Origin of the sequence: Scytonema sp. PCC 10023, assembly GCF_963920835.1 — a bacterium.
Lineage (GTDB): Bacteria > Cyanobacteriota > Cyanobacteriia > Cyanobacteriales > Nostocaceae > Kalymmatonema.
In genome coordinates, this window is sequence record NZ_CAWUDP010000087.1 from 1 (window position 1) to 23,501 (window position 23,501).

General features: G+C 44.0%; 20 protein-coding genes. 7 read left to right on the plus strand and 13 right to left on the minus strand.

Annotation, left to right across the window (positions count from 1 at the left end; genetic code table 11):
* Positions 1 to 189: 189 nt before the first annotated feature.
* A complete protein-coding gene (locus ACM0OZ_RS36425; protein ID WP_414587718.1) occupies positions 190 to 1,008 on the minus strand; it encodes an MIP/aquaporin family protein in 819 nt (272 codons plus the stop codon).
* A 787-nt stretch (positions 1,009 to 1,795) separates the two neighbouring features.
* On the opposite strand from ACM0OZ_RS36425, the gene ACM0OZ_RS36430 reads away from it, so the two are divergent.
* From ACM0OZ_RS36430 to ACM0OZ_RS36440, 3 genes are all read left to right on the plus strand, one after another.
* The gene (locus ACM0OZ_RS36430; protein WP_414587719.1) at positions 1,796 to 1,963 is read left to right on the plus strand and encodes a hypothetical protein; all 168 of its coding nucleotides are present in this window, start codon (positions 1,796 to 1,798) and stop codon (positions 1,961 to 1,963) included.
* Positions 1,964 to 2,293: 330 nt separating this feature from the next.
* Positions 2,294 to 2,644, plus strand: coding sequence for a late competence development ComFB family protein (locus ACM0OZ_RS36435; RefSeq protein ID WP_414587720.1), 351 nt, complete (start codon positions 2,294 to 2,296; stop codon positions 2,642 to 2,644).
* Between the two features lie 1,678 nt (positions 2,645 to 4,322).
* Complete coding sequence (locus tag ACM0OZ_RS36440) at positions 4,323 to 7,844, plus strand: NB-ARC domain-containing protein (RefSeq protein ID WP_414587721.1); 3,522 nt, start codon at positions 4,323 to 4,325, stop codon at positions 7,842 to 7,844.
* A 317-nt stretch (positions 7,845 to 8,161) separates the two neighbouring features.
* Here the strand turns inward: ACM0OZ_RS36440 and ACM0OZ_RS36445 are convergent, their stop codons facing one another.
* The gene (locus ACM0OZ_RS36445; protein WP_414587722.1) at positions 8,162 to 8,959 is read right to left on the minus strand and encodes a GNAT family N-acetyltransferase; all 798 of its coding nucleotides are present in this window, start codon (positions 8,957 to 8,959) and stop codon (positions 8,162 to 8,164) included.
* A gap of 817 nt (positions 8,960 to 9,776) precedes the next feature.
* Here ACM0OZ_RS36445 and ACM0OZ_RS36450 point away from each other — a divergent pair.
* The 4 genes from ACM0OZ_RS36450 (at position 9,777) to ACM0OZ_RS36465 (ending at position 11,679) form a co-directional block, all read left to right on the plus strand.
* Complete coding sequence (locus ACM0OZ_RS36450) at positions 9,777 to 10,640, plus strand: hypothetical protein (protein WP_414587723.1); 864 nt, start codon at positions 9,777 to 9,779, stop codon at positions 10,638 to 10,640.
* Positions 10,641 to 10,986: 346 nt separating this feature from the next.
* Positions 10,987 to 11,160 carry a hypothetical protein gene (locus ACM0OZ_RS36455; protein WP_414587724.1) on the plus strand — a complete coding sequence of 58 codons (174 nt, stop codon included), beginning with the start codon at positions 10,987 to 10,989 and terminating at the stop codon, positions 11,158 to 11,160.
* A 150-nt stretch (positions 11,161 to 11,310) separates the two neighbouring features.
* Positions 11,311 to 11,484 carry a hypothetical protein gene (locus ACM0OZ_RS36460; protein ID WP_414587724.1) on the plus strand — a complete coding sequence of 58 codons (174 nt, stop codon included), beginning with the start codon at positions 11,311 to 11,313 and terminating at the stop codon, positions 11,482 to 11,484.
* 21 nt (positions 11,485 to 11,505) lie between these two features.
* Complete coding sequence (locus ACM0OZ_RS36465; protein WP_414587725.1) at positions 11,506 to 11,679, plus strand: hypothetical protein; 174 nt, start codon at positions 11,506 to 11,508, stop codon at positions 11,677 to 11,679.
* A 496-nt stretch (positions 11,680 to 12,175) separates the two neighbouring features.
* Here the strand turns inward: ACM0OZ_RS36465 and ACM0OZ_RS36470 are convergent, their stop codons facing one another.
* From ACM0OZ_RS36470 to pgl, 11 genes are all read right to left on the minus strand, one after another.
* Positions 12,176 to 12,328 (minus strand): hypothetical protein, encoded by a 153-nt coding sequence (locus ACM0OZ_RS36470; protein WP_414587726.1) that lies wholly within the window; start codon positions 12,326 to 12,328, stop codon positions 12,176 to 12,178.
* A 110-nt stretch (positions 12,329 to 12,438) separates the two neighbouring features.
* A complete protein-coding gene (locus ACM0OZ_RS36475; RefSeq protein WP_414587726.1) occupies positions 12,439 to 12,591 on the minus strand; it encodes a hypothetical protein in 153 nt (50 codons plus the stop codon).
* A gap of 109 nt (positions 12,592 to 12,700) precedes the next feature.
* Entirely contained in the window at positions 12,701 to 12,853 is a 153-nt protein-coding gene (locus ACM0OZ_RS36480; protein WP_414587727.1) for a hypothetical protein, read from the minus strand.
* Positions 12,854 to 12,954: 101 nt separating this feature from the next.
* Positions 12,955 to 13,803: a hypothetical protein gene (locus tag ACM0OZ_RS36485; protein WP_414587728.1), complete on the minus strand. Its 849-nt coding sequence runs from the start codon at positions 13,801 to 13,803 to the stop codon at positions 12,955 to 12,957.
* Positions 13,804 to 13,930: 127 nt separating this feature from the next.
* On the minus strand, positions 13,931 to 14,605 hold the full coding sequence (locus tag ACM0OZ_RS36490) for a thiamine pyrophosphate-binding protein (RefSeq protein WP_414587729.1): 675 nt from the start codon (positions 14,603 to 14,605) through the stop codon (positions 13,931 to 13,933).
* Positions 14,606 to 15,769: 1,164 nt separating this feature from the next.
* On the minus strand, positions 15,770 to 16,099 hold the full coding sequence (locus ACM0OZ_RS36495) for a hypothetical protein (RefSeq protein ID WP_414587730.1): 330 nt from the start codon (positions 16,097 to 16,099) through the stop codon (positions 15,770 to 15,772).
* A 1,134-nt stretch (positions 16,100 to 17,233) separates the two neighbouring features.
* Positions 17,234 to 17,611 (minus strand): hypothetical protein, encoded by a 378-nt coding sequence (locus ACM0OZ_RS36500; RefSeq protein ID WP_414587731.1) that lies wholly within the window; start codon positions 17,609 to 17,611, stop codon positions 17,234 to 17,236.
* Between the two features lie 780 nt (positions 17,612 to 18,391).
* On the minus strand, positions 18,392 to 21,151 hold the full coding sequence (locus tag ACM0OZ_RS36505; protein ID WP_414587732.1) for an MGH1-like glycoside hydrolase domain-containing protein: 2,760 nt from the start codon (positions 21,149 to 21,151) through the stop codon (positions 18,392 to 18,394).
* A 30-nt stretch (positions 21,152 to 21,181) separates the two neighbouring features.
* Positions 21,182 to 21,949, minus strand: coding sequence for a glucose 1-dehydrogenase (locus ACM0OZ_RS36510; RefSeq protein ID WP_414587733.1), 768 nt, complete (start codon positions 21,947 to 21,949; stop codon positions 21,182 to 21,184).
* A 155-nt stretch (positions 21,950 to 22,104) separates the two neighbouring features.
* Positions 22,105 to 22,686 (minus strand): flavodoxin domain-containing protein, encoded by a 582-nt coding sequence (locus ACM0OZ_RS36515; RefSeq protein ID WP_414587734.1) that lies wholly within the window; start codon positions 22,684 to 22,686, stop codon positions 22,105 to 22,107.
* 41 nt (positions 22,687 to 22,727) lie between these two features.
* Positions 22,728 to 23,489 (minus strand): 6-phosphogluconolactonase, encoded by a 762-nt coding sequence (gene pgl / locus ACM0OZ_RS36520; RefSeq protein WP_414587735.1) that lies wholly within the window; start codon positions 23,487 to 23,489, stop codon positions 22,728 to 22,730.
* Positions 23,490 to 23,501 lie beyond the last annotated feature (12 nt).

Below are 23,501 nucleotides of genomic sequence, written 5' to 3' on the forward strand. Positions count from 1 at the left end.
AGGAAATTTAGTCAGGAGTTTTTCTCACGATCGCCCCCCCCTGAACGGATACTTTGATAGAGAGTTTAGCAAACACTTTTTGTAGTCCGACTTTTCCTGGTGACAATACGTCATAGGCTAAAATCCGGTTTTTATGGCTCTCGTTAACAAAGAGGCGCTTACTGTCTCGGGTGGACAGGGTCAATCAGACTACTCAGTACGATGTGGTACTTTAACATTTTTGAAAATACAACGATAATTAGGAACGTGAAAAAGCTTGCCTGTCAGAATCTCGCCTTTACCCATAGCGAGGAGTCGAAAGACAACTACCGCAGCGATCGCTCCTATTGGTGGAGCAATGCAGTAAAGCCACTGATCTTTCCAATACCATGTGACTAAAGCCGGTCCAATACTGCGTGCGGGACTTAAACTCGTACCAGAGATAGGAGCTTCTAACCAGACTATCGTTGCCACTAAAAGCCATGTCATCAGTGGTGTCCAACGCATAAGCCGATGGCTGCTTAAAAAGATAAAAATAGACAACACCAGCAAAAAGGTTATGGTTACTTCAGCTAGAAATACATACCAAAGAGCGTAACTCTGCCCAGGCACAGTCATACCATTACTGACACTAGCAGCGTAATTTCCCCAAATAAAAACCACTAAGACAGCAGCAGTAATTGCACCAAAAAATTGTGCAATGATGTATCCGATAACATCATGTTGATGCATCTTGCCTTGCGCCCAGAATGCTAGCGACACCGAAGGATTGAGGTGAGATCCACTCAATTTCCCCAATGGAGAAATCGCAAAGAGTGACCCACTGCCAGCAAACAATAATCCTGTAATCAGCAAACGAGTACCTTTGTCAGGTATAAGAGCCTCCATTGGCAAACCCTTACCAAAATTGAAGACAACTGCATTGAGTCCCACAAAGAGATTAAACGCAGTTCCAAGAAGCTCTGCACCATATTCAGGCCAGTGCAATCTACCGTACCTACTGAAAATTTGTTTTACTCCTTGGATCATCTTTGTTCTCCAAAATGAATCAATTTTTTTTCCAAACTAATGGTTGCAACAGAAACGCATAATGAGTTATGGCTTTCTAAATTGAGCAACGGCATTTCTTGCCAACAGCTTCGGCAGAACCAGTACACACGGTTATTACGAATATGCTGCAACAGTCGATGGGAGCAGCAAGGACAATTTTTCACCTGAACAGCTACCTATCAAACAGGGAGAGCAAATCGACAATAAACCTAACCTCAGATCTTGCACCTATCCGTATAAGCCTGGGTTTAGTCAACACCAGGGCAATAAAGTTACATCACTTTTATTGGCTTTTATTGGTAAAACAAAGACTTCAGGCTTAGTACTGAGTCTGAAAAGAACATCAATTTTTCTTGGTGCAAGATGTGAGTAACGGGATATGCCAGGACTCGAAAGGGAACTTTTACATCGCTCATTATAGTATGCGTCAAGTGCAAGTCCTCAATCCTAATGGTCACCTGATCAGTCAATATTCAAGGGGAGCATCCCAATTTTTGAAAAACACGTTTGTCATTCTGAGCGAAACGAAGTGTCCCGTAAGCGCAAAGCGCACACTTCGTGTGCGCTTTGCGTGCCGCAGGCATACAAAGCAGCGTGTCCGTAAGGACTCAGAATCTCAAGTCGTGAACAAGGCTTGAGATGCTACCCTTTCCTTCTCCTATCGGAGAGCCTGCGCCAACGGAACGCAAGAGCGGCGAACGGGAAGCCACTTCGTGTCTACATTCCGCTATCGCTCCATATGCCTTCGGCACGCTACGCGAACAGCATGACAATAAATTTAAACATTTGGGATGTTCCTTATTCAAGTGCTAACCTCACTACCAGCAACAGTGTTTTTGGCGGTCTGAATCAGGATTATCTCTTCGTAACTGGTGGTATGAGAACGGAAGATCATCCAGGAAGAATTTACCGCCTAGATTTGGGGGTGCGATAGTTGGACATCCGCTTTTAGCGCGATCGCCCGTATAGCCGAATACGGTTGGTGATAAGAGTTGATCCCCCTAGCCCCCCGAGGATCGGGGGGGGAATAAAAACCCCCTATGCATCGGGGGGTTGAGGGGATTTTCGAGGATTGAACATGGTTAACTGAACTGTATTGCCGTATAGCCTCGGTAGATTTCTAGAAGAAACCTGCCCCCGATCCCAGAGGGACAGGGCAACCGCATAGAGTGCGGTTGGAAGCAAGGGCGCTTGAGCGATCGCCCTTGCCCCACCTTAAACAAAAATTACCAGCAGACAACACACCAAACTCAGAGACTAAACTATGACTAAGAGAATTATTAATCTGACACTCTCAGCAGTTGTTGAAGAAATTGAGAATGTTCTAGAAACTTATTCTTATCATCCCTATCGACAGCTTTTCTCAATTCCTGACTTACGTCAAGAACTAATTGCTTATGTTTTGAGTCGAGTTTCCAATCGTTATGTAGCAGTTGATGAAGAACAACAAGCATCTTTCAAGTCCTTACATTTGCTTACAGAAGAAACATTGTGTATCAAAATTTTGATTCATAAAGGTATTGAGAAAATTCTTCATAAAAAGGAAGAACAAATGACTCACCTAATTCCAGGAGTTGTTGATCCAGGTTTCGCTCCTTCTAACTGGTTTGGCTGATCTGATAAAAAGGCGACAAGAAGCGCCCATAATTTGCACGGAATGGGAGGAGAAAGGCACCGCCGCCCTCTTTCACACTGGCGATTGGTCAAAAGTAATACAAAGGACTTTTGACACGAAATCCCTCAAACCTTTATGAAACTGAGCAAGAGCGATATGTTCTTGTCCGGGGTATGAGGTGAAGTACTTGTGCTTAGCTATGCCTGACGGCACGCTGCTTTGTAAGTCCTTACGGACACGCTGCGCTAACACGTTCGCGTAGCGTGTGCCTTTGGCACGAGCGTGAGCGCAAAGCGCACACGCTTGAAGCATGGGCTAAGCGAAGACGGCGCACGCTCCTTGTTGTCCTCAGTAATCCCCATCCTACGTTCGCCCAGCGTGTCCGCAGGACGAGGGCGTTGAGGGTGGGGACTTCCGCGAATCCGTTAAAGTAATTGAAGACCCAAGCCCACCAGCGCCGAGGGAGAAACTCAAAAAAGTTTCTCCCTCGGCGCGAACTGCAAGTCGGCACTGCAAACCAATGTTCATACAGTATTTGGGATTGCTATATCCTACAAGTGCATAAGTTGATTTTACTTACATTTATTACAAAGACAGAAAAAACTTAAAAGGGTTAACTATGGAATTGAATGAGCCCACCTACAAGCAGCATTTACCAGTTCCCTATATTGAGGTAATTTTGTCGATGTGTAAGTCCTTGGTCATTAAAACAGTACCAGCTGTAAGGCGTATAGTGAGGGTTTTGGATCCGCCCTTGCGGGTATCTCAGTTGCCTGCCTGTGCCCTTGCGCTTACAAAGACGTTGAGTCGCGTTGCTCCCCGCTGCGCGGAGAGCGTAGCGTCTTTAAATCAGTACCAGCCGCAGAACCAGCCGTAAGCGGGCTAGTGTGGTTGTACAGCAGACCAATGCCTACCATGCTCTCAGAAAAAAGACAACAGTTTTCCACTGTTGAGTGTTCGCCGATATAGTGGGGGACAACCGACTTAAGGATTAATACTCACTGCGTAGGTAGCTGTTGACCCACGTCTAAGGGGCACTGCTTTCCCTTGCAATCACGCTCTAAGGTACGGCATTCGCAATATTCTTAGTTCAAAAAAAGAAAAACGATGCAAAACCGTGAATTTACTTATGGGAAAAGTAAAAATATTTTTTCCGAACCGAGAGTGCCGCAAGGAAAAAGGCGTACGCTTCTTATTGCTCCCAACTTATGGTATGGGGTCTTTAATGCCGTACAGAGATGAATTAAGCGCGCGGGTTGACTGCGGCTAATACTGTTAAAGGAGATACGCTCACACCACTTGCTCTACGCGGTGATTCCCCAAGTTTGTAGTGGTGAACCACCAACGCTTTCGATCCAATCGGTGGACCTTTAAGTTACCCAAATGATGAAACTGATAACTGAAGCGTGCGGATACTTGATAAGTAATAAATGTTAAAAATTTTATGGAGGTCACATTTCTTAAGAATTTGTAAAGTTTAAGGGACTTACGTCTTTAGGAACTTTTTGTGGTATCATTTGATGTATGATATATACCATTTTTAGGGTGTTTGTCCGCAAGTTTGGTAAAAAGCAAGTAGCAAGTTGTAGTTGCAGATCTCAAATAGTTCGCTTCATAGCACCTAAGGTATTGGTAGCTCCGCTCTGGTTATGTTACTGCTTTAAAGCTGGTGTTTATAATGAAACCCTCAAAGAACAAGCGTAAACGCGGTATTATTCTTACTCCTGAAGGATTGGAAAAACTTCAGTCTGCTAAACTCGCGTCTGAATTAAATGAAAATTATGGAAACAGGTACACCCTTGAAGACTTAGGGGAACGCGTTGGAATCAATACTGCTACCATTGGTAAGGTATTGTCTCGCGAAGACGGGGTAGACAAACGAACACTTGAGCTTTTTTTCCAAGCTTTTAATTTAAAACTAGAGAAAGATTACTATACGAACTCAACGCAATCTCAGCGCCTAGATTGGGGAGAAGCGATTTGTACGTCAGTTTTTTATGGGCGTACAGAAGAAATCGCCACCTTAGAGCATTTGCTTGTTGAGGAGCGGTGTAGATTAGTGGCACTGTTGGGAATGGGGGGGATTGGTAAATCTGCTCTGTCTGTAAAACTTGCAGAAGAGATTAAGGATAATTTTGAGTATATTATATGGCGATCGCTACGAGAAGCTCCTCCGGTTAAAGCCATCTTGGGTAACCTGCTCCAGTTTTTGTCTGATGAGCAGGAAACAGAAGCTTCTTTACCAGAAAGCGTGGGGGAGCGAGTGTCGCGACTGATTGATTATCTGCGAGCCTCACGCTGTCTGCTGATACTAGATAATATGGAGTCGGTTTTGCGTGGTGGTAGTCGCGCGGGAGTTTATCGAGAGGGATATGAGGGGTATGGGGATCTGCTCAAACGGGTGGGAGAATCAGTTCACCAAAGTTGCTTGCTGCTGACAAGCCGGGAAAAACCGAAAGATGTAGCGTCATTAGAAGGAAACACGCTATGCGTACGCTCATTCTGCCTAAATGGTCTCAAATCGGTAGACGGGCAGGAAATCTTGAAAATAAAGGGGATCACTGCTTCTGAGTTAGAATTCAGAAAACTGGTTGAGCGCTATGCAGGCAACGCCTTAGCTTTGAAGGTAGTTGCTACGGCTATTCAAGATGTTTTTGATGGTAATGTTACTAAATTTTTGCAACAAGAAGCAACTGTTTTTGGCGACATTCATGAGCTTTTAGACCAGCAGTTTTCGCGTTTGTCATATTTAGAAGTAGACATAATGTACTGGCTGGCGATTAATCGTGAGCCAGTTTCGCTATCAGAATTACGGGAAGATATTATATCACAAGTACCACCACAAAAATTACTTGAGGCGCTGGAGTCTTTGGTAAGGCGATCGCTTGTTGAAAAAAGTGCAGCAACCTTCACGCTACAACCTGTAGTCATGGAGTATGTGACTAATCGATTAATAGATCAGGTTTGTGAGGAGATTGAGACTGGGAATATCGATTTGTTCAGGTGTCATGCTTTGATGAAGGCGACGGCAAAAGACTATGTTAAGGAAACTCAAGTTCGCCTGATCCTCAAGCCTGTGAAAGATGGGTTACTTAATGTTTTTAAAAGCAAAAAAAACCTTGAAAATCAGCTAAGCAAAATTTTAGCAAGGTTGCGAGAAGAATCTCCGCTAGAAGCAGGGTATACGGCGGGGAATATTCTCAATCTGCTTTGTCATATGGAAACAGATTTAAGCGGCTATGATTTTTCTCATCTGACTGTTTGGCAAGCAGACTTGCAGTGTCTGAAATTGCACGATGTCAATTTCCGAAACGCCAATCTAGCTAAGTCTATTTTTGCTGAAGCCTTCGGTGGTGTTATGTCAGTAGCCTTTAGCCCTGATGGTAAATTTTTGGCTACGGGACATACTAATGGTGAAATTCGCTTGCGACAAGTTACAGATGGAAAACAAGTCCTTAGCTGTAAAGAACACATCAACTGGGTGACGTCGCTCGCTTTTAGCCCTGATGGCAACACCCTCGCGAGTGCTAGTTCTGACTATACTGTGAAGTTGTGGGATGTCGCTACGGGACAATGCCTTCAAACCTTGCAAGGACATGATAACGAAGTTTGGTCAATTGCCCTTAGTCCGGATGGTAACACATTAGCCAGTGGCAGTCTTGACCACACGATCAGGCTATGGAGCGTCCGTACTGGTGAATGCAAAAGAATTTTCCAGGGACATACAAATTGGGTAGTCTCAGTTGCCTTTAGTCCTGATGGTCAGACGCTAGCAAGTGGCAGTAGTGACGACACTCTCAGATTATGGGATGTTAGCACTGGTGAATGCAAAAGAATTTTCCAGGGACATAGTGATGGAATACGGTCAGTCACCTTTAGTCCTGACGGTCAGACCCTAGCAAGCGCCAGTGAAGACCACACGGTGAAGTTATGGGATGTCAACACGGGTGAATGCCTTAAAACTTTCCAAGGACATTCCAGTTGGGTATGTTCAGTCGCCTTCAGTCCACAAGGTGATATCTTAGCCAGTGGCAGTTACGACCAGACGGTGAAGCTATGGAGTGTTAATACTAGTGAATGCCGCAAAACTTTCCAGGGATATTCCAGTTGGGTATGTTCAGTCGCCTTCAGTCTACAAGGTGATATCTTAGCCAGTGGCAGTTACGACCAGATGGTGAGGCTATGGAGTGTCAACACCGGTCAATGCCTCAAAACTTTCCAAGGATATACCAATCAGGTACTCTCAGTTGCCTTTAGTCCTAACGGTAAGATGCTGGCGAGTGGCAGTCATAATCGTACAGTGACGTTGTGGGATGTCAGCACGGGTCAAACCTTGAGAATTTGCCAGGGACATCGTGCTGGGATCAGGTCAGTTGGCTTTAGTCCTGACGGTAAGATGCTGGCGAGTGGCAGTGACGATCAAACGGTGAGGTTGTGGGATGTCAGCACGGGTCAAGCCTTGAGAACTTGCCAGGGACATTGTGCTTTTGTTTGGTCAATTGCTTTCAGCCCTGATGGTCAAATACTGGCGAGTGGCAGTGACGATCAAACGCTAAGATTGTGGGATGTCAGCACGGGTCAAGCCTTGAGAACTTGCCAAGGACATTGTGTAGGCGTCTGTTCAGTTGCTTTTAGTCCCCAAGGAACAATGCTAGCGAGTGGCGCTACGGAGCAAACATTCAAGTTGTGGGATGCTACCACAGGAGAGTGCCTAAAAACCTTCGAGGGACATACGAATTGGGCTTGGTCAGTTACTTTTAGTCCCGATGGCAATCTGCTGGCGAGTGCCAGTTTTGATGGAACAATAAGGATATGGAGTGTCAGCACTGGTGAATGTCTAAGAATTTTGCAAGAAAATACAGGTTGGTTATACTCAGTTGTCTTTAGTCCAGATAGCCGGACGTTAGCAAGTTGCAGTCAAGATTACACAGTCAAGCTGTGGGATGTCTCCGAGGGTAAGTGCTTGAAGAGTTTCCAAGGACATACAGGGAGAATTTGGTCAGTCGCCTTTAGTCCTGATAATCAAACGCTGGCTAGCAGTGGTGAAGATGAGACAATTAGACTGTGGGATGTAACAACAGGTGAGTGCTTAAAAACTCTGAAAGCAGAGAAACCCTATGAGCGCATGAAAGTCATGGGGGTTACAGGTTTAACTACAGCGACTATTGCTACGCTGAAAGTGCTGGGGGCTATTGATTGAATGGCGTTGCATATTTGCAGGATGAATTTTGTGTTATTGTGGGATGGGCATCTTGCCCGTCCCTTGAATTTTCTGGGCATCAAGGATGCCTACCCCACAAGAATCATTCCTAGATTCAGCAACGCCGATTGAATGATATTGTCAACATAAGTCAGGATTGATATCATGTCCGGTTGCTTACCCATAATTCGCACGCTGACTGCACCCCACCCCTTACCCCTCCCCGCTTGCGGGGAGGGGAGACTTTGACGTAAGTCAAAGGCGGGGTGGGGTTCTTAGGGAATTAAGGGTCATTAGCCGAACATGATATGAAAGATTCAGAATGACCTTGGAATATAAATTTGAAAATCTGCAACAGGTTGGTAACCCATCTTCTGGTACAAATGAATCCCTGCGGATGTGGCATGCAGAACTGTGCAGGAGATACCGGAGTACTGCTGTGCCTGTGCTAAAGAATGTCGCAGTACTGCTTCAGCGTAACCCTGTTTACGGAATTCAGGTAATGTTGCCACAAGCGCCACATATAACTTACGATTAATCAACAATGTCGCAGCAGTAGAAACAGCCTTATCCTTAATATATCCTACAGAGCCAAATACTGTTGTCCCCCACAACTCCTCAATTTCTAATATTTCACGGAACAACTGAGAAGGTTTTTCATAACTGATAGCATTAATATCAGCTACTGCTCTTCTGGTTTCTAAGTTCCCAACACGAATACAATCTAAAGTAGGAATTGGTCTTACTGGAGGAAGGATTTTATCCGCTGCCATCCCAGTTATCTTAAGAAGTGGAACGAGTTCATGCCGAGACATGATTTCAGGAGCATGAGGACGAATTGACTCTGGTAGAAAATCTTCACATATAATCATTGACCAAGGCTGATTATATTTGCCAGCATAATCGTAAGTCAGTTTTATTTTTGCTTCCAAATCAGCTTCATCTTGAACAGGCTGGGATAGAAAGACTACATTAAATAATATGTTTGCTGTATTGCTCCAATTGATAGCTAATCCGTCAATTTCAAAGATTTCACCTCTTGGACATTGACTAACAAAGTATTTCCATGTATCGATAAATTGAGTATTAGATTCGATAAATTCTAAATTAAGCATTGTTGACAAGACCCATAATTACAGTAACTTATCTCTTGTACCAGTTGCAAAAACCGCCATAGGTTAGAAACCTATGGCTAATAGCTAAAGTCCTCTCAAGAGGACTAAGGGAGTACCAAAAAATAAATTATCCATTATGTAGGGTGGGTTAGGCACACGACAGTTGAGGTTTTACATACAGGACTTGCATTACGCCGTAACCCACCATTGTTTCAGGATTACTACAAATTGGAGATTTTTTTAATTGGAAGTCCCTAAACCCCATTATTCGCTGGATCTCAGTCCATTTAAGTGGACTTTAGCTAAAAGCCTGTGAAATTTATTTCTTGGCGGGAGATTGGGTAGGTGCAAGATCTCAGGTAATTTTCTGATAAAGCTGAATGGCACGCTTGTTAAGACCAAATTTTTGTGCCGACTCGTTCCCAGCCTGGAGGCTGGGAACGAATTTTGGGAGGCTGTGCCTGCCGTTAAAATATTGGAGGCAGAGCCTCTAGGAATTGCGTTACAAGGCAGAGCCTTGTAACGAGAAAACGAGAAAAAAGCTTAATTTCAAACGGTTTCACGTTAACAAGCGTGCCAATCGAATTAATCCTAAATGTTAATTTCCTTTAACGAAAGGATATAGATAAGCATGCCCGATTGTAATATCTTACTGGTAAAGCGATACCACATGACACTAATTTTATCTAGGGAAGATTTTTAGGTTAAGCAGAAATTTAAGCCTTTTTGACTAAAAGTTTTGCTTGCGCCATTAGGGCAGCAAGTGCGAACTAGACATTTCCAATTCAATGTTGTTACACATCGCGTGGTAACTTCTATGGTTGATATTGAATGGGTGCAAATTGCACCTGACAAAGTTGTGGTAGCTACTGCTAAACGCGCTTGGTTACATCAACTCGATCCTGCCGAAAGTGATAATCGCTTTGCCCAACCAATGGTTGGCACAGGCAGTGTAGCTACAACCCAGAAGCTCTTAGATGGATTTATAGCATTTGCCAGGACCTCTGTATCGTCGAAGGGCAAACTGCCTAGTTTGAATCGCTGGCGCTGGCTATGGCGGCTTGCAAGTTCCTACCATCTGTGTCACCCTACCCCACGACTCATGGAGCAAGCGCGAGAGCGTTTTGCTGCATCTGGTCGCAAAAGTTTGGCGCAGTGGGCTGCACAAAAAGCCAGAGAGGAACGGAATCACGACCAGATCGCCCTGCTTGATATCGAGTCGATGGGCTATAAAGCTCTTGCTGTGGTAGAAGCGCTCGTTCCCCCTGCCGCAGTAGCTTTAATCGATTACTTCACTCGGAGCGCACAAGCGACCGATCCAATTGATTGTGTTGGCTATTCTTATACAATGGAACGTCTAGCACTGCGTATTGGAGAGAAGTATATCCAGTCGGTAGAGACAAAGCTCCCACCAGGAATGCAAGCCACCCGCTGCTTACGTGTACACAGTGGCGTAGGCAGCGATGTGGAACATGTGAAGGAGACGGTTCAGATGGTTGCGGATCTTGCTCCCCACGAACGTACCCGCGTGGCGATCGCCTGTTATGAAACTGCATTACTGTGCTTCAGCCCACCTAATGAGGGCTATATATCAGATGAAGAACTTCAGAATGTGTTGAAACCACTAGAGTCTCATACCCAGATAAGGGTGAGATCTGATTTTCAGCAGGTTCTAAAATGACCTGAAAACCCAATACGGTTCAGATAAGACCAAAACCCTGATCAGGAACACAATGTAGAGACGCGCCATGGCGCGTCTCTACAAAGAACGCGAATCCCACCAAAAATCCTTAACTGAACTGTATTGCCTGAAAACCTAGTACAGCGGACGCGAAAGTTTTTCGACAGTTTTAGATACCTGTAGAGACTGTACTGTACGGTCTCTTCCGACGGATTATTTATGTCGCACTCTACTAGGATAACGTTGCATTCTTGTGGACATTCTTGACTTTTGACTTTTGACTTTTGACTTTTGACTTCCCCGAAGGGGTGACCTTACCGTCTAAAACAACTTCAAAAAGGACGTAATGATGAATACAACAATTGCCATCGAACAACAGCAGTCTTTAAACCAGGATTTCACCACCCGTCTGAGCCAAAACAGCTTCTCAATTTCAAATGACATCGAACTTGATTTGGAAAGCATTTTGGTTCAAGAATTTGAGCAAGGTTTGCCAAACGACCTTGAATCACTAGTTTAAGAAACTTCCAAATAAAAAAATATCCAACTTTTTCTTGTGGAATGGGATTGGTGCCCGTCCTGATAAACTGGGCGGGCAAGATGCCCACCCCACAGGAGATTGGATAATTTATTTGTTGGAATATCCTAAAACAACTTCAAAAAGGACGTAATGATGAATACAACAATTGCCATCGAACAACAGCAGTCTTTAAACCAGGATTTCACCACCCGTCTGAGCCAAAACAGCTTCTCAATTTCAAATGACATCGAACTTGATTTGGAAAGCATTTTGGTTCAAGAATTTGAGCAAGGTTTGCCAAACGACCTTGAATCACTGGTTTAAAACAACTTCAAAAAGGACGTAATGATGAATACAACAATTGCCATCGAACAACAGCAGTCTTTAAACCAGGATTTCACCACCCGTCTGAGCCAAAACAGCTTCTCAATTTCAAATGACATCGAACTTGATTTGGAAAGCATTTTGGTTCAAGAATTTGAGCAAGGATTGCCAAACGACCTTGACTCAGTCGTATAGCAATCCTATTTCATTTGGGTTGGCGTAGCCTGCGCGTAAGCGCATAAATTGACCTTCTTCAGATCCCCGACTTTTTAAAGAAGTCGGGGATCTTGTTTTTTCATTTGAACGGTCGTCTGTGAATAATACAGACACCCTAGTACAGCAGACGCGAAAATTTTTCGACAGTTTTGGATATCTGTAGAGACTGTACTGTACGGTCTTTACCGACGGGTTATTTATGTCGCATTGTACTAGGAAGATGAGAAACGATGTCTCAAAGATACCGTCAACTTAAGCCAGCGTTGAAAGATTAAGCACAATAACCTCGCTTGTAGCGAATTGATAGTAAGTTGAAGCGTAGGGCAAGCAAGATGTCAGCCCTACAAGTTCATTTCAATTCGCTACGTTTTTCTGCAAAGTTGTACTTTGTAATGAATTGAGCTTGATATTAGACATTCAGGAATATTAACAGTTAAATCAAGCCTGCTCCAATCAACGGACAGATAAGCGGAATCTATACCATACTGTTGTCGAGGTCGTTCGGCAATCCTTGCATCAATTCCTTGACCATGATGCATTCCAACTCAAACTCCATGTCATTCAAGATTTCAAAGTTGCTCTCAATCAGGCTGGTAATAGAGTAGTAATGATTTAAAGATTGTGGCATTTTCTTCTCCTTGTGGTTGTTCTAAATAGTAGTGTTAAGCGTGTCTGAGAAAACAGGAATATCGACTGTTAAATCAAGCCTGCTCCAATCAACGGACAGATAAGCGGAATCTATACCATACTGTTGTCGAGGTCGTTCGGCAATCCTTGCATCAATTCCTTGACCATGATGCATTCCAACTCAAACTCCATGTCATTCAAGATTTCAAAGTTGCTTTCAATGAGGCTGGTAATAGAGTAGTAATGATTTAAAGATTGTGGCATTTTCTTCTCCTTGTGGTTGTTCTAAATAGTAGTGTTAAGCGTGTCTGAGAAAACAGGAATATCGACTGTTAAATCAAGCCCATCCATTAAACGGACAGATAAACGGAATCTATACCATACTGTTGTCGAGGTCATTCGGCAATCCTTGCACCAATTCCTTGCTCATGATGCTTTCCAACTCAAACTCCATGTCATTCAAAATTTCAAAGTTGCTTTCAATGAGGCTGGTAATAGAGTAGTAATGATTAAAAGATTGTGGCATTTTCTTCTCCTTGTTGTTGTTCCAAATAGTACTGTTTAGGCTGTCTGAGAAAAGTTGTCTTTGCTTTTAGGGTAAATACGTGACCAGTTGATATCAGGGTTTCAGTTGTGGTTCTTTGTATGCTCTAGTGGTTTCAATACATACTCAAGTTCCTCCTCTGATATGTAATCTCCTTTAGGTGCGCTAAAGCACAGCAGAGCAGTTTCGTAACAGGCAGCGGCTACGCGAGTACGCTCTTGCGGAGCAAGCCCCGCAACCATTGCAATTGTCTCCTCGACATGCTTTATATCAGCACCTACACCACTGTGTACGCGCAAGCAACGGGTGGCATTAGTGCCCGGTGGTAACTGAGCCTCCACCTTCTGGATGTAGTCCTCTCCTCTGCATATTGCTAGGCGTTCGCTCGTATAGAAATAGCCAACGCAACCAATCGGATCGGTCGCCTGCACACTTTCGGTGAAATAATCCACCAAAGTCTTTGCAGCCGGAGGAAAGAGCGCTTTTACGACAGCCTCAGCGTCATATCCCATTGACTGGATATCAAGCAGGGCGAGTCGGTCGTGACCCGCTTCCTCTCTGGCTTTCTCTGCAGCCCACTGCGCCAAACTCTCGCAACCTGCTGCAGCAAAGCGCTCTTGCGCTTCCTCGATCAGTGGCTGTGTAGGGTGGCACAGATGGTAAGAACCTGCAAGTCGCCATACCCAGCGCCTGGGGGTCAAGGCTGGTGGTTTGCGCTCCGACTTCACAGTCTTCCACGCATATGCTACAGCCCCATCTAAAAGCTTTCGGGTTTTAGCTACGCTGTCTGCGTCTATCTTTTTTGGGGCGAAGTCTTCACTGCTCTGTGCAACTGTAGGTTGATATAGCCAATTGCGCTTGCCAGTCTTTACCACTACTTCGTCAGCCACAAAACCCGCTGATTGAGTATCAATTAAAAAGTCATTACGCATGGTTCGTTTCCTCGCTTGCGGTTGCTAGAGAATGAAAGAAAGTCACTCGTGGAAAAATTCTTCTTGCTCCAACTTGCTCATATACCAGTGGGGATACTTAGATGAACTACGAAGCCATCCGGCTATGCTAAACCGAGGGCAAGCCACAGAGAAATCTCACCGGAGTTGCTCGTTGCACTTCTTGAGTGCTAACATAGTACAAAAGCGATCCCCAATGTAAAAACATCTGCATTGGCGATTGTGTAGGCGCTGGTTTCCCGGTTAAGGCGATCGCGCTCTCCGGAATTGTTGTGTTAAATACCACAACTAAACCACCACTGGCGCTCTCCCCCTGAAAAGCTGCAAAAGCTGCAAAAGCTGCTCCAGCTTTATGATGAAAGTGCAGTACGCGTATGAAACAGTGTTTCAGTGCTTGCCAGAAAAGTGCAATTGCACCTTCCCAGATATTAAACACATATTGCACTCCCATGTCTTCCAGGATTTTGGCGATCTGCGCTTTTCCCAAGGGGAGACGCCAAGGGCGAACGCAGCAGCGCTGAGTGCAAAGCACACGCTCCGCGAACGCTATCGCCTCGACTACCAAGACAGGTGTCGATTGGTGACAAGGCAGGATATCGAACTGACGATTTGAATTGATATCCGCAGGAGGCGAGCAGATTTCAGGTGACTTAGATGGCGAAAAAATGGAAGAGGCAGATGAATACTTTCGGTACTTGACACGATCTGACGTGAATGAAACATGGGTGTCTCGTTCTAACTTTTCAGTCGTGATCCTGTAATTACGATGATCTGTAGCATTCATAATCGGTAAAGTAAATGCACATAGGTTGACAATCAGCCATACTTGTGTAGCTATGGGGCATTTGCAAGAAAGGCTATCGAACGCAGCGGCGGTGGTCGCGAGTGGTTCAACATATTAATGGTCACAGATGGCGATCGCAGAGGTGTCAGTGTCCCGTTCGGCAGATCTCACGGCGAAGCCTTGGGCGATCGCTATAAATCTCGTTGACATCGGACATATCATTAACAGACTCGATGTCATTATCAAGAAGGTTCAAAGATTAGCAAAGCTGAATAGGCAGTAGTTCACCAAGGTGTGCTGCCTTAAGTAGCCGCGTTAAACACCTCAGATTTTGCACATTTTGCGGCGGCTACATTACTCTAAGATACATACAGCGCTTTACATCTAAATGAAGTACACCTCTGCCCAATCCGAACCAAGGGATCGGGAAGGGTGCGCGACAGCGCGGGTAAGGTATCTCTGTACTTTAGTAAATTGTTATTTGCTGTATGTATGGTACAGCAAAACTAGGGGGGTTTGTCAACTCTATAATGTGTGTTCATAGCAAAAAGCAAAGTAAATAGGATTGATGCATTGGCATACATTTAGTTTTGTGTATTAGACCTACTTGAAAAACTGAAAATCAGTTAAGTTTGGTGAGATTTCCCCTATATTCTTCATAGGTGTAAGCAAAATCTACTTATGCACTTGAGGGATGGAAATAGTTTTTTTGCCAGCAAAGCGCTCACAAACTGGACATCTCACAACTACGCAACCGTGCTGCTTGGCGCATGGATACGACAATATGTTTGCAAAGTGCGTAAGTCCTAGTAAAGTTTCTCTTGATTATGTTTTGCTCTTAGGGACTCCCAAATTAAAAAATATCCAACTTTTTCTTGTAAAAGTGGTATTAAGCGCCCGTCTTAGAAACTCGGCGGACAAGGATGCCCACCCCACACTCTTATTGGATAATTTATTTGTTGGAAATCCCTTAAACGCAATACGCAACTTATCTCTAGTAGGTGCTTTGTTCGTTTAAAAGCTCTGTTGGTATGTAAGTTTTAAAGTCCTTGAGCACAAAAGTACTTTGGACAGAAAGTACTTTTTCAGAGTCTAAAATACTTATAAAAAGTCGTTTATTACTGCTCAAAAGGCGTTAAGCCCTGGGGATTCTCCAACAGATTCCTACATTTTTAGCCAATACTCTAAAAGTTGCACATCGCATTCTAAAGTCTTGGCGCTAAAACACGTTTGGTATCTTGAAGGAAACTTGTTTATGCCGCAAAACTCAGGACAATGCAATATGTACCCTTTATCGCCCCAACTCCCCTTGTCGTTCTGATTGGGTAATATGAATTCCAAAGTACCCTTTAATTGCAACGTTGGCGACAAAAGCATGGCGAATGACACATCTGGCCAATCATCAACTATACTCTGTTGAAGTTGCTGTCGGTTAGCAGACTCAATCTGCGATAACAAGAGAGAATGTCCCGGCAAAGCGGAAGAATTAGACATGATGCACCCTTTTTTATGTATGAAGTCGTCCTAAATGTGTCAGGGTATATAGCAAGCAAGTCATCGATGAACAACTGGCTCCAAGACGATTTTTCAAACCTTTTAGAGACGCTTTAGTTCATCTGCTGAAATCACAAAGACTTTAATAACTTCATATTTTATACCTCGGTACAACTGCTTTTTTGAATAGCTGGGTCTACAACTGATTGCAGATATGCACAACAAACTAAATTCCGTAAGCAAGCCATAAACAATGTAGCTATAAAAACATCAAGGAAAAGTTATTTAAACTTTTTTTAATTTTTTTCAGCCTATTGTTAGCTTGATCCTACTACATTTTTACAACTTTAGACTCATCCACAAAATTTTTTATTTTGCTATCTAACCTAGATTCTGCCAATACCCTTCAATTTCAATTTATTTTTTCGCTTTTTTTCCCTGAAATTGCAAGTAATTCAAAAGTAAAGGTATTTGACCTCTATCCATAGACAGGTTTAGTTTGTGTAGTCGCAAATTTCTAACCTGAGGAAGAAAAGCGGTATTTTGAATGTGGATTTGGTATTACAGGTTGGCTCAACCCTTAATGAGTCTGATAAGGCAAACATTGCTCTGTTCAAGCAAATTTAAAAATTTAAATAATAAAATAAATTGCATTTTCAATTTTCTTTTATTGTTCATGGTCGTTTTAGTGGACTGAAGTTTTCTGTTACTAACTATTTCAAGTCTGTAAAGTTTTGTCTATTAAAGATCCATAACTTAAAGACAAAATTAACAGCAATAGGCATTGATGTGCTGAAAGTCTTATTTTGTTCTTATATTCTTCACCTGGAACTGTCGCATCAGGTATTTTCCGATTTTTGAAAAGCTGAGTATTTTTACTTCTAACCGAGATAGGATGCTCAATGGGACTACCACAAGTGTAATTTTTCTATAAATGGAGACATTTTGGCAAAATAGTCGTAATACCAATGCTGTATGAAGATGTGCCCCCTTAAGACCCCCCTGTAGTCCCCCCGGTGCCTTGGGGAGACGAGAGTGCCGAAGGTAAATAATTGCAGCTATGGCTACGCCAGGCAAGCTATCACAAAGAAACGCTATAAGCATTCAGGTGGGCTACCTTCTATAGAAATTTAATTAAAGCGGCAAAGACCCACAAGTACAACCACCCCTTTCTATCCATTGCTTGATAAGCATATATAAGACAGAACGTATCGTGACTCGTTTCTGAGCGCAGAGCATTTTGAACTGAAGCTTTAAAGATTTTGGAACGTATGCTTTAACATCCTCAGAGTCTTGGTTAGACAAATCAACAGAAGATTCGGTAATAGGCGCATCTGTTTGTATCCATTGCCTAATCAAATCCTCCAACACCTCACTCATCTCCAATTCTTTCTGTACACAGACAACTTTGAACCGAAGCTTCAAAGTTTTCGGTATAGCTCCCTTAACAACTACAATTTCCTCACTATCTTTCTTAGCCACAAACTTATAAATTCTGCTATAATTGTCCATTAATAAATTTGCCTTAGTATTATAGGTAGCAATTGTAGATGATTCGGTAAGCTGAGAAATCCAGTTTTTTGAAGAAATCGGGTTTGTGAGAGCAAGATTTCTTACAATTCAAATCAAATTGCTATAGCTATTTGCTTCTTCGTTGACAAAACTAAGCTAATGTGGTTATAAGTTACATATCTGTCGTTAAGACGGTTAGCGGTTAGTAGTTTAAATCCTGATACCTTGTACCAAAAAAAGTTAAGGTAACTGACCTCTCCCCTACCCCTCTCTTAGAAGGAGAGGGGATAATTTGCTCCAGGGTAAGCGCATCTAAATTAGACTTGACAAAATTATTGGTTAATGGATAAACGAGAAAATCAGGATTTATTCTTTGATTCATTTTCACGCATGTGAAGGCGATCGCCTAATCATCGTCAATAAGCAAGCGTTAATGCAATTATTTTGGGCTTTATTGACACTCAGGTATTCTTCTTGACAAGATGCGCTTACCCTGTAATTTGCTCCCCCTTGCCTCGTAGGAAAGGGGGCTGGGGGGTTAGGTTTTTAATTCGCCAACAGTGTCCGTAGGTAAGCACTGCACACCCTACAAATTGAGCTTTCTAGTAATTCGGCAACAACATCCTTCAATTTGGAGATTGTTGACCTCCTGTGCTTGTTGACCATGTCTTGTTTTTCCCAACACTCCTGTTTATTAAATGATCCAATTTAGTATTATGCACTCTGAAAATTTTGACAACTAAAGAACGTTAACTTAAGGCGAAACTTAAACAGCGGTTCTCATGCTATCGAACCAACAGGGGAAAGCGTAGCGTTACCCTTGACAACTTTTACCAAAGCATCGTCAGTTTTTGGAACGAAACCATGTTCTCCGCCATATTCTGCGTACTGCTGGATAAGTTTTGCTACTAACCCCGTCCAGCCCGTTTGATGGCTAGCACCAATTCCGGCACCGTTATCACCATGAAAATACTCATTGAAAAGAATCATATCGCACCAATGAGGGTTTGTTTGGAACGTTTCTGTACCGCCATAAACAGGTCGCCGACCGGATGGTTCTTGTAAGAAAATCCGAGTCAGCCTTTGAGATAACTCAGCAGCAACTTCCCAAAGTGTCATCATTTGACCAGAACCAGTCGGACACTCCACTTTGAAATCGTCGCCCAAGTAATGATGAAACTTTTGGAGTGACTCAATGATCAGATAATTTATGGGAAACCAAATCGGTCCACGCCAGTTGGAATTACCGCCAAACAAATTGGTGCTGGACTCGGCGGGTTCGTAATCCACCCGGTACTCCTGACCATCTATCGCAAGAATGTAGGGATGGGACGCATGAAATTTAGAAACAGCGCGGATGCCATAGGGACTTAAGAATTCTGTCTCATCCAGCATTTTTTGCAGGATGCGGCGGAGTTTATCTCGATACGCGATCGCTAGCAATCTTCTGGCACCAACACCAGGTGTTTCCATACAAGCGACATTTCGGCTCAAGTCAGGACGATTGCGAATAAACCATTCCATCCGCCGTCCAAAGCCTGGTAACATCTTCAAATCTTCCGGTTCCAAAGTGGTAACAGCAAACAGTGGAGACAACCCTACTATTGAGCGCACTTTCATGGGACAATGCCTACCATCGGGCAAATGCAGCGCATCGTAGTAAAAACCATCAGCTTCATCCCATAAAGCGATTTCTTCCTCGCCAATGCCGTCTATTGCATCAGCAATGTAAAGAAAATGTTCAAAAAACTTGCTGGCAATATCTTCATAGGTTGAATTGTCTTTTGCCAGTTCCAGTGCGATCGTCAGCATATTCAGACAATACATCCCCATCCAGCTGGTGCCATCCGCCTGATTAATGTGTCCACCTGTGGGAAGTTCAGCACTTCTGTCAAAAACACCGATATTGTCCAATCCCAGGAAGCCGCCCTGAAAAACATTGTTTCCTTCTACATCCTTGCGATTCACCCACCAAGTAAAATTGAGCAGCAACTTCTGAAAGACACGTTCCAGAAAATCTTTATCAGCGCGGCCATACATTTTTCTTTCTATTTGATAAATACGCATGGCAGCCCAAGCGTGAACAGGTGGGTTGACATCGCCAAAAGCCCATTCATACGCTGGAATTTGACCGTTAGGGTGCATGTACCACTCCCGCGTCAGCACATCCAACTGGTACTTGGCAAAATCTGGGTCAATCATTGCAAATGGAATCAGATGAAACGCCAAATCCCAAGCTGCGAACCAGGGGTATTCCCACTTGTCCGGCATGGAGAGAATATCATCATTAAACAGATGAATCCACTCATGATTTCTGCCGCGTTTGCGTTCGGGCGGTGGCGGTACGTTCCCTGGATCGCCTTTAAGCCATTCTTCGACTACGTAGTAATAGAATTGCTTACTCCACAACATACCAGCAAATGCCTGTCGTTGCACATTCCGCATATCATCAGATAGCTGGAAGGGACAGATGCGGTGATAAAATTCATCTGCTTCTGAGATACGATTTTGAAAAATTGTTTCAAACTCAGCACCAAACGGTTCCACACCTTCTTGTGTCCCCTCTTGATAAGGGGGAGTATCGCTTAGCCGCAATTGCACTATTTTGGTTTCGCCTGCACCGATTGACAATTCATAATAGGCTGAGGTTTTGGTGCCGATCAGATTGGGATTGACAGCTTCTTTTCGACCATGCACCACATAATCGTTAATTCCATCTTTGACGTAGCCAGAAGCGTTTTTCACCCCAAATAATCTTTCATGGTTAGTTTCATTTTCTGTAAAAAGCAGTTGCGTTGTACCGTCACAGTAAAACCATCTATCTCCTAGTGTTGGATGGGAAGCTTCTATGACGCTTAAGTCAGTGTCAGATTTGAAAACGTTTAGAAAAGGCTTTTCTTTACTGGTATCCCAAGACCAGGTATTGCGAAACCAAAGAGTCGGCAAAAGATACAGCGTTTTTGCTTCTGGTCCTCTGTTGATGATACTGACTTTAATTAGAATATCTTCAGGTGAATTTTTTGCATACTCTACAATGACATCAAAATAACGGTCATCGGTAAACACACCCGTATCAAGCAATTCAAACTCACAAGCTTTGCGACCTCTGTTGCGATTTTCTTCAACTAATTGGGCATAAGGGAAAGCAGCTTGAGGATATTTGTAAAGATACTTCATGTAGGAATGCGTGGGGGTATTGTCCAGATAGAAGTAGTATTCTTTGACATCTTCCCCATGATTGCCTTCACTTCCCGTTAAGCCAAACATTCTCTCTTTGAGAATGGCATCCTCACCATTCCACAGAGCAATGGCAAAACAAAGTCGTTGGTGGTTATCTGAAATTCCGGCAATACCATCCTCTCCCCACCGATAAGCACGAGAACGGGCTTGATCATGGGTGAAGTAGTCCCAAGCTTCTCCAGTCCCGCTGTAATCTTCTCGCACTGTTCCCCACTGTCGTTCACTTAAATAGGGACCCCACCGCTTCCAGTACTCTGTGCGATCGCGATCAGCTGCTAATCTTGCTTCTTCTTGAGTCATAGTTTTCTTTCTAGATAATATCTAATCACATTACTGCTCCTGATAATTCCAGAGCAAACCACCATCCACAAAGAAGGTTGTACCTGTCACATAATCAGCATCAGAGGAGGCTAGGAAAGCCACTACTGAAGCCACATCTTGCGGCTTGCCTAAGCGACCCAATGGGATATTCTTGAGTAAAGCACCCAGCTTCTCTGGATCGTTTAAAAGCTTGGTGTTGATGGGAGTCTCAATCGCTCCTGGTGCAACGGAGTTGATTGTTATTCCAAAAGGTCCTAGCTCAATAGCTAGGTTGCGCGTCATCATTTTGACGCCACCTTTGCTAGCACAGTAAGAAGTAAAGTGTGGGAACGGGAGTTCTTCATGGACTGAACTGATGTTAATAATCTTTCCAGTCCGTTTGGTCTCAATCAGGTGCTGGACGAAGGCTTGAGTTACAAAAAACACACCTTTTAAGTTGACATTCAGCACTGCGTCATAATCTGCTTCTGATACTGACCAAAAATCAGCGTTCTTTTCAATGCCAGCGTTATTCACCAAGATATCTAGCTTGCCGAAGTGTTGGATACCCGAGTCAATTAAGTGGCGGACTTCACTCACTACACCCAAGTCTGCCTTAATAATAAAGCCAGAGCGTCCTGTAGCTTCTACCTTGGCTAGGGTTTCCTCGGCACCCTCCCGATGGCTGCGGTAGTCAATTACGATGTCTGCGCCTTCTTGGGCGAGACGCGCTGCAATGGCTTGACCAATTCCTTGGCTGCTGCCTGTTACTAAAGCGACTTTACCTTCAAGCTTCAATGGTATTCTCCTTTTAAAATAGTGTGATGTCTGTTCAGGCTTTAAGGAAAAGAAGGTTGTAGATTGGAATTACTGGTGTGAACCTACAACCTTCTTTCAGTCTTCAACGCTCTACGTTGTTTATTCCAGTGACATCCTCCTGCGTTCTTTTGGGTTTAAGCTAAAACTGGAATTGGCTTGGCAAACAAATCGTGACCTTTAAGAACAGAAGCGATTCTAGAGACATTTGCGCCGTGGTACGTTGCAGCTTCCAGCCTCTCGTCCGTTACGCCCGTTTGCTCCATCTTTTCCCCAGCAGAACGTCCGTAAGGTCCCCACTGAAGTCCTGCCAAGTAGTAGCCTGGGGTATTTTTGGGAAGAGGCACCAGCACCATCCCCAATTCAGCAAGGTTATTTAGCAGAGCCAGCATCGTGAGTTCAGATCCACCTCCAGCGTTTCCATAGCCACTGCCGGTAGCGAATATAGCACCAACTTTGCCAACCATGCTATCTTTCATCCAAAGCCGACTGCACACTGTATCGATAAATTTTTTGACGCGCCAATCTGGGCTTCCCATGTGAACAGGCGTCCCAACAATAAGTGCGTCACTGGCGATTAAGTCATCTGTTGTGACATCTTCCGCTAATTTGAGGGAAACTTGAGTATCGGGGACTGACATAGCTCCTGACGCGATCGCCTCAGCCATCTTCCGTGTATTGCCATAGTCTGTTGCATACACTATCAATACGTTAGCCATTTTTTATCTCCTTAGTTTTGTTTAGAGGTGAAATTTCCTATCTATGCCTGCTTCTGTAACAAGCGGGCTGCCGCCTGATCGACTAGCCACAACAACGTTCCCTGTTTTGGACGGATAATCTGAGCGGGGAAGCGCTCAGGCTCAGGATTGCCCTCCAAAACTGCTTGCAGGGCTTCGGCCTTTTCTGCCCCACTAACGAGAAAGATCGTGCATAGGGCATTATTTAGCACTGGTGGTGTCAGGGTAACTCGGTAGGTATTCTGCTTTTCTATCCAGGGAGCAGCGACGAGATGTGTTTGTTCGTGGATAGCATTGGTTCCTGGGAATAGGGAGGCGGTGTGTCCATCCGGTCCCATTCCTAAAAGCACCAAGTCAAAGCGCGGCCACTTCCCCTCGTGCAACTCAAAGAAATCCCGTAATACTTGCTCATACTCGTGTGCTGCTTTACCAAGGTCTGGATTTTCAGTCAAGATCCGGTGTACGTTTTCTGGTGGAACAGGCACTTGAGATAGCAGCCGCTCTTGCACCATGCGGTAGTTACTATCGGGATGGTCTGGTGGGACATGGCGCTCATCACCCCAGAAAAAGTGAACTTTGTTCCAGGGCACTTGTTCTCGAAAGGATGCGGTATCGGTAGCTAGTAGCGTGTAAAGACTTTTGGGCGTCGAGCCGCCAGCTAGGGCGATGGTAAAAATCCCTCGTGCTTGTACCGCTTCTTCAGCCCGGTGGACAAATTCCTCTGCAGCTTTTAAGCTAAGCTCTTCAGCGTTTGTGACAACTTGGATGTCAAATACTGATAACATGGCCCGTCCTTT

Bases quoted from the DNA above. Each gene is read 5' to 3' on its own strand.
- ACM0OZ_RS36425 (WP_414587718.1), bottom strand. From the start codon at position 1,008: ATGATCCAAGGAGTAAAACAAATTTTCAGTAGGTACGGTAGATTGCAC.
- ACM0OZ_RS36430 (WP_414587719.1), top strand. From the start codon at position 1,796: ATGACAATAAATTTAAACATTTGGGATGTTCCTTATTCAAGTGCTAAC.
- ACM0OZ_RS36435 (WP_414587720.1), top strand. From the start codon at position 2,294: ATGACTAAGAGAATTATTAATCTGACACTCTCAGCAGTTGTTGAAGAA.
- ACM0OZ_RS36440 (WP_414587721.1), top strand. From the start codon at position 4,323: ATGAAACCCTCAAAGAACAAGCGTAAACGCGGTATTATTCTTACTCCT.
- ACM0OZ_RS36445 (WP_414587722.1), bottom strand. From the start codon at position 8,959: ATGCTTAATTTAGAATTTATCGAATCTAATACTCAATTTATCGATACA.
- ACM0OZ_RS36450 (WP_414587723.1), top strand. From the start codon at position 9,777: ATGGTTGATATTGAATGGGTGCAAATTGCACCTGACAAAGTTGTGGTA.
- ACM0OZ_RS36455 (WP_414587724.1), top strand. From the start codon at position 10,987: ATGATGAATACAACAATTGCCATCGAACAACAGCAGTCTTTAAACCAG.
- ACM0OZ_RS36460 (WP_414587724.1), top strand. From the start codon at position 11,311: ATGATGAATACAACAATTGCCATCGAACAACAGCAGTCTTTAAACCAG.
- ACM0OZ_RS36465 (WP_414587725.1), top strand. From the start codon at position 11,506: ATGATGAATACAACAATTGCCATCGAACAACAGCAGTCTTTAAACCAG.
- ACM0OZ_RS36470 (WP_414587726.1), bottom strand. From the start codon at position 12,328: ATGCCACAATCTTTAAATCATTACTACTCTATTACCAGCCTGATTGAG.
- ACM0OZ_RS36475 (WP_414587726.1), bottom strand. From the start codon at position 12,591: ATGCCACAATCTTTAAATCATTACTACTCTATTACCAGCCTCATTGAA.
- ACM0OZ_RS36480 (WP_414587727.1), bottom strand. From the start codon at position 12,853: ATGCCACAATCTTTTAATCATTACTACTCTATTACCAGCCTCATTGAA.
- ACM0OZ_RS36485 (WP_414587728.1), bottom strand. From the start codon at position 13,803: ATGCGTAATGACTTTTTAATTGATACTCAATCAGCGGGTTTTGTGGCT.
- ACM0OZ_RS36490 (WP_414587729.1), bottom strand. From the start codon at position 14,605: ATGAATGCTACAGATCATCGTAATTACAGGATCACGACTGAAAAGTTA.
- ACM0OZ_RS36495 (WP_414587730.1), bottom strand. From the start codon at position 16,099: ATGTCTAATTCTTCCGCTTTGCCGGGACATTCTCTCTTGTTATCGCAG.
- ACM0OZ_RS36500 (WP_414587731.1), bottom strand. From the start codon at position 17,611: ATGGACAATTATAGCAGAATTTATAAGTTTGTGGCTAAGAAAGATAGT.
- ACM0OZ_RS36505 (WP_414587732.1), bottom strand. From the start codon at position 21,151: ATGACTCAAGAAGAAGCAAGATTAGCAGCTGATCGCGATCGCACAGAG.
- ACM0OZ_RS36515 (WP_414587734.1), bottom strand. From the start codon at position 22,686: ATGGCTAACGTATTGATAGTGTATGCAACAGACTATGGCAATACACGG.
- pgl (WP_414587735.1), bottom strand. From the start codon at position 23,489: ATGTTATCAGTATTTGACATCCAAGTTGTCACAAACGCTGAAGAGCTT.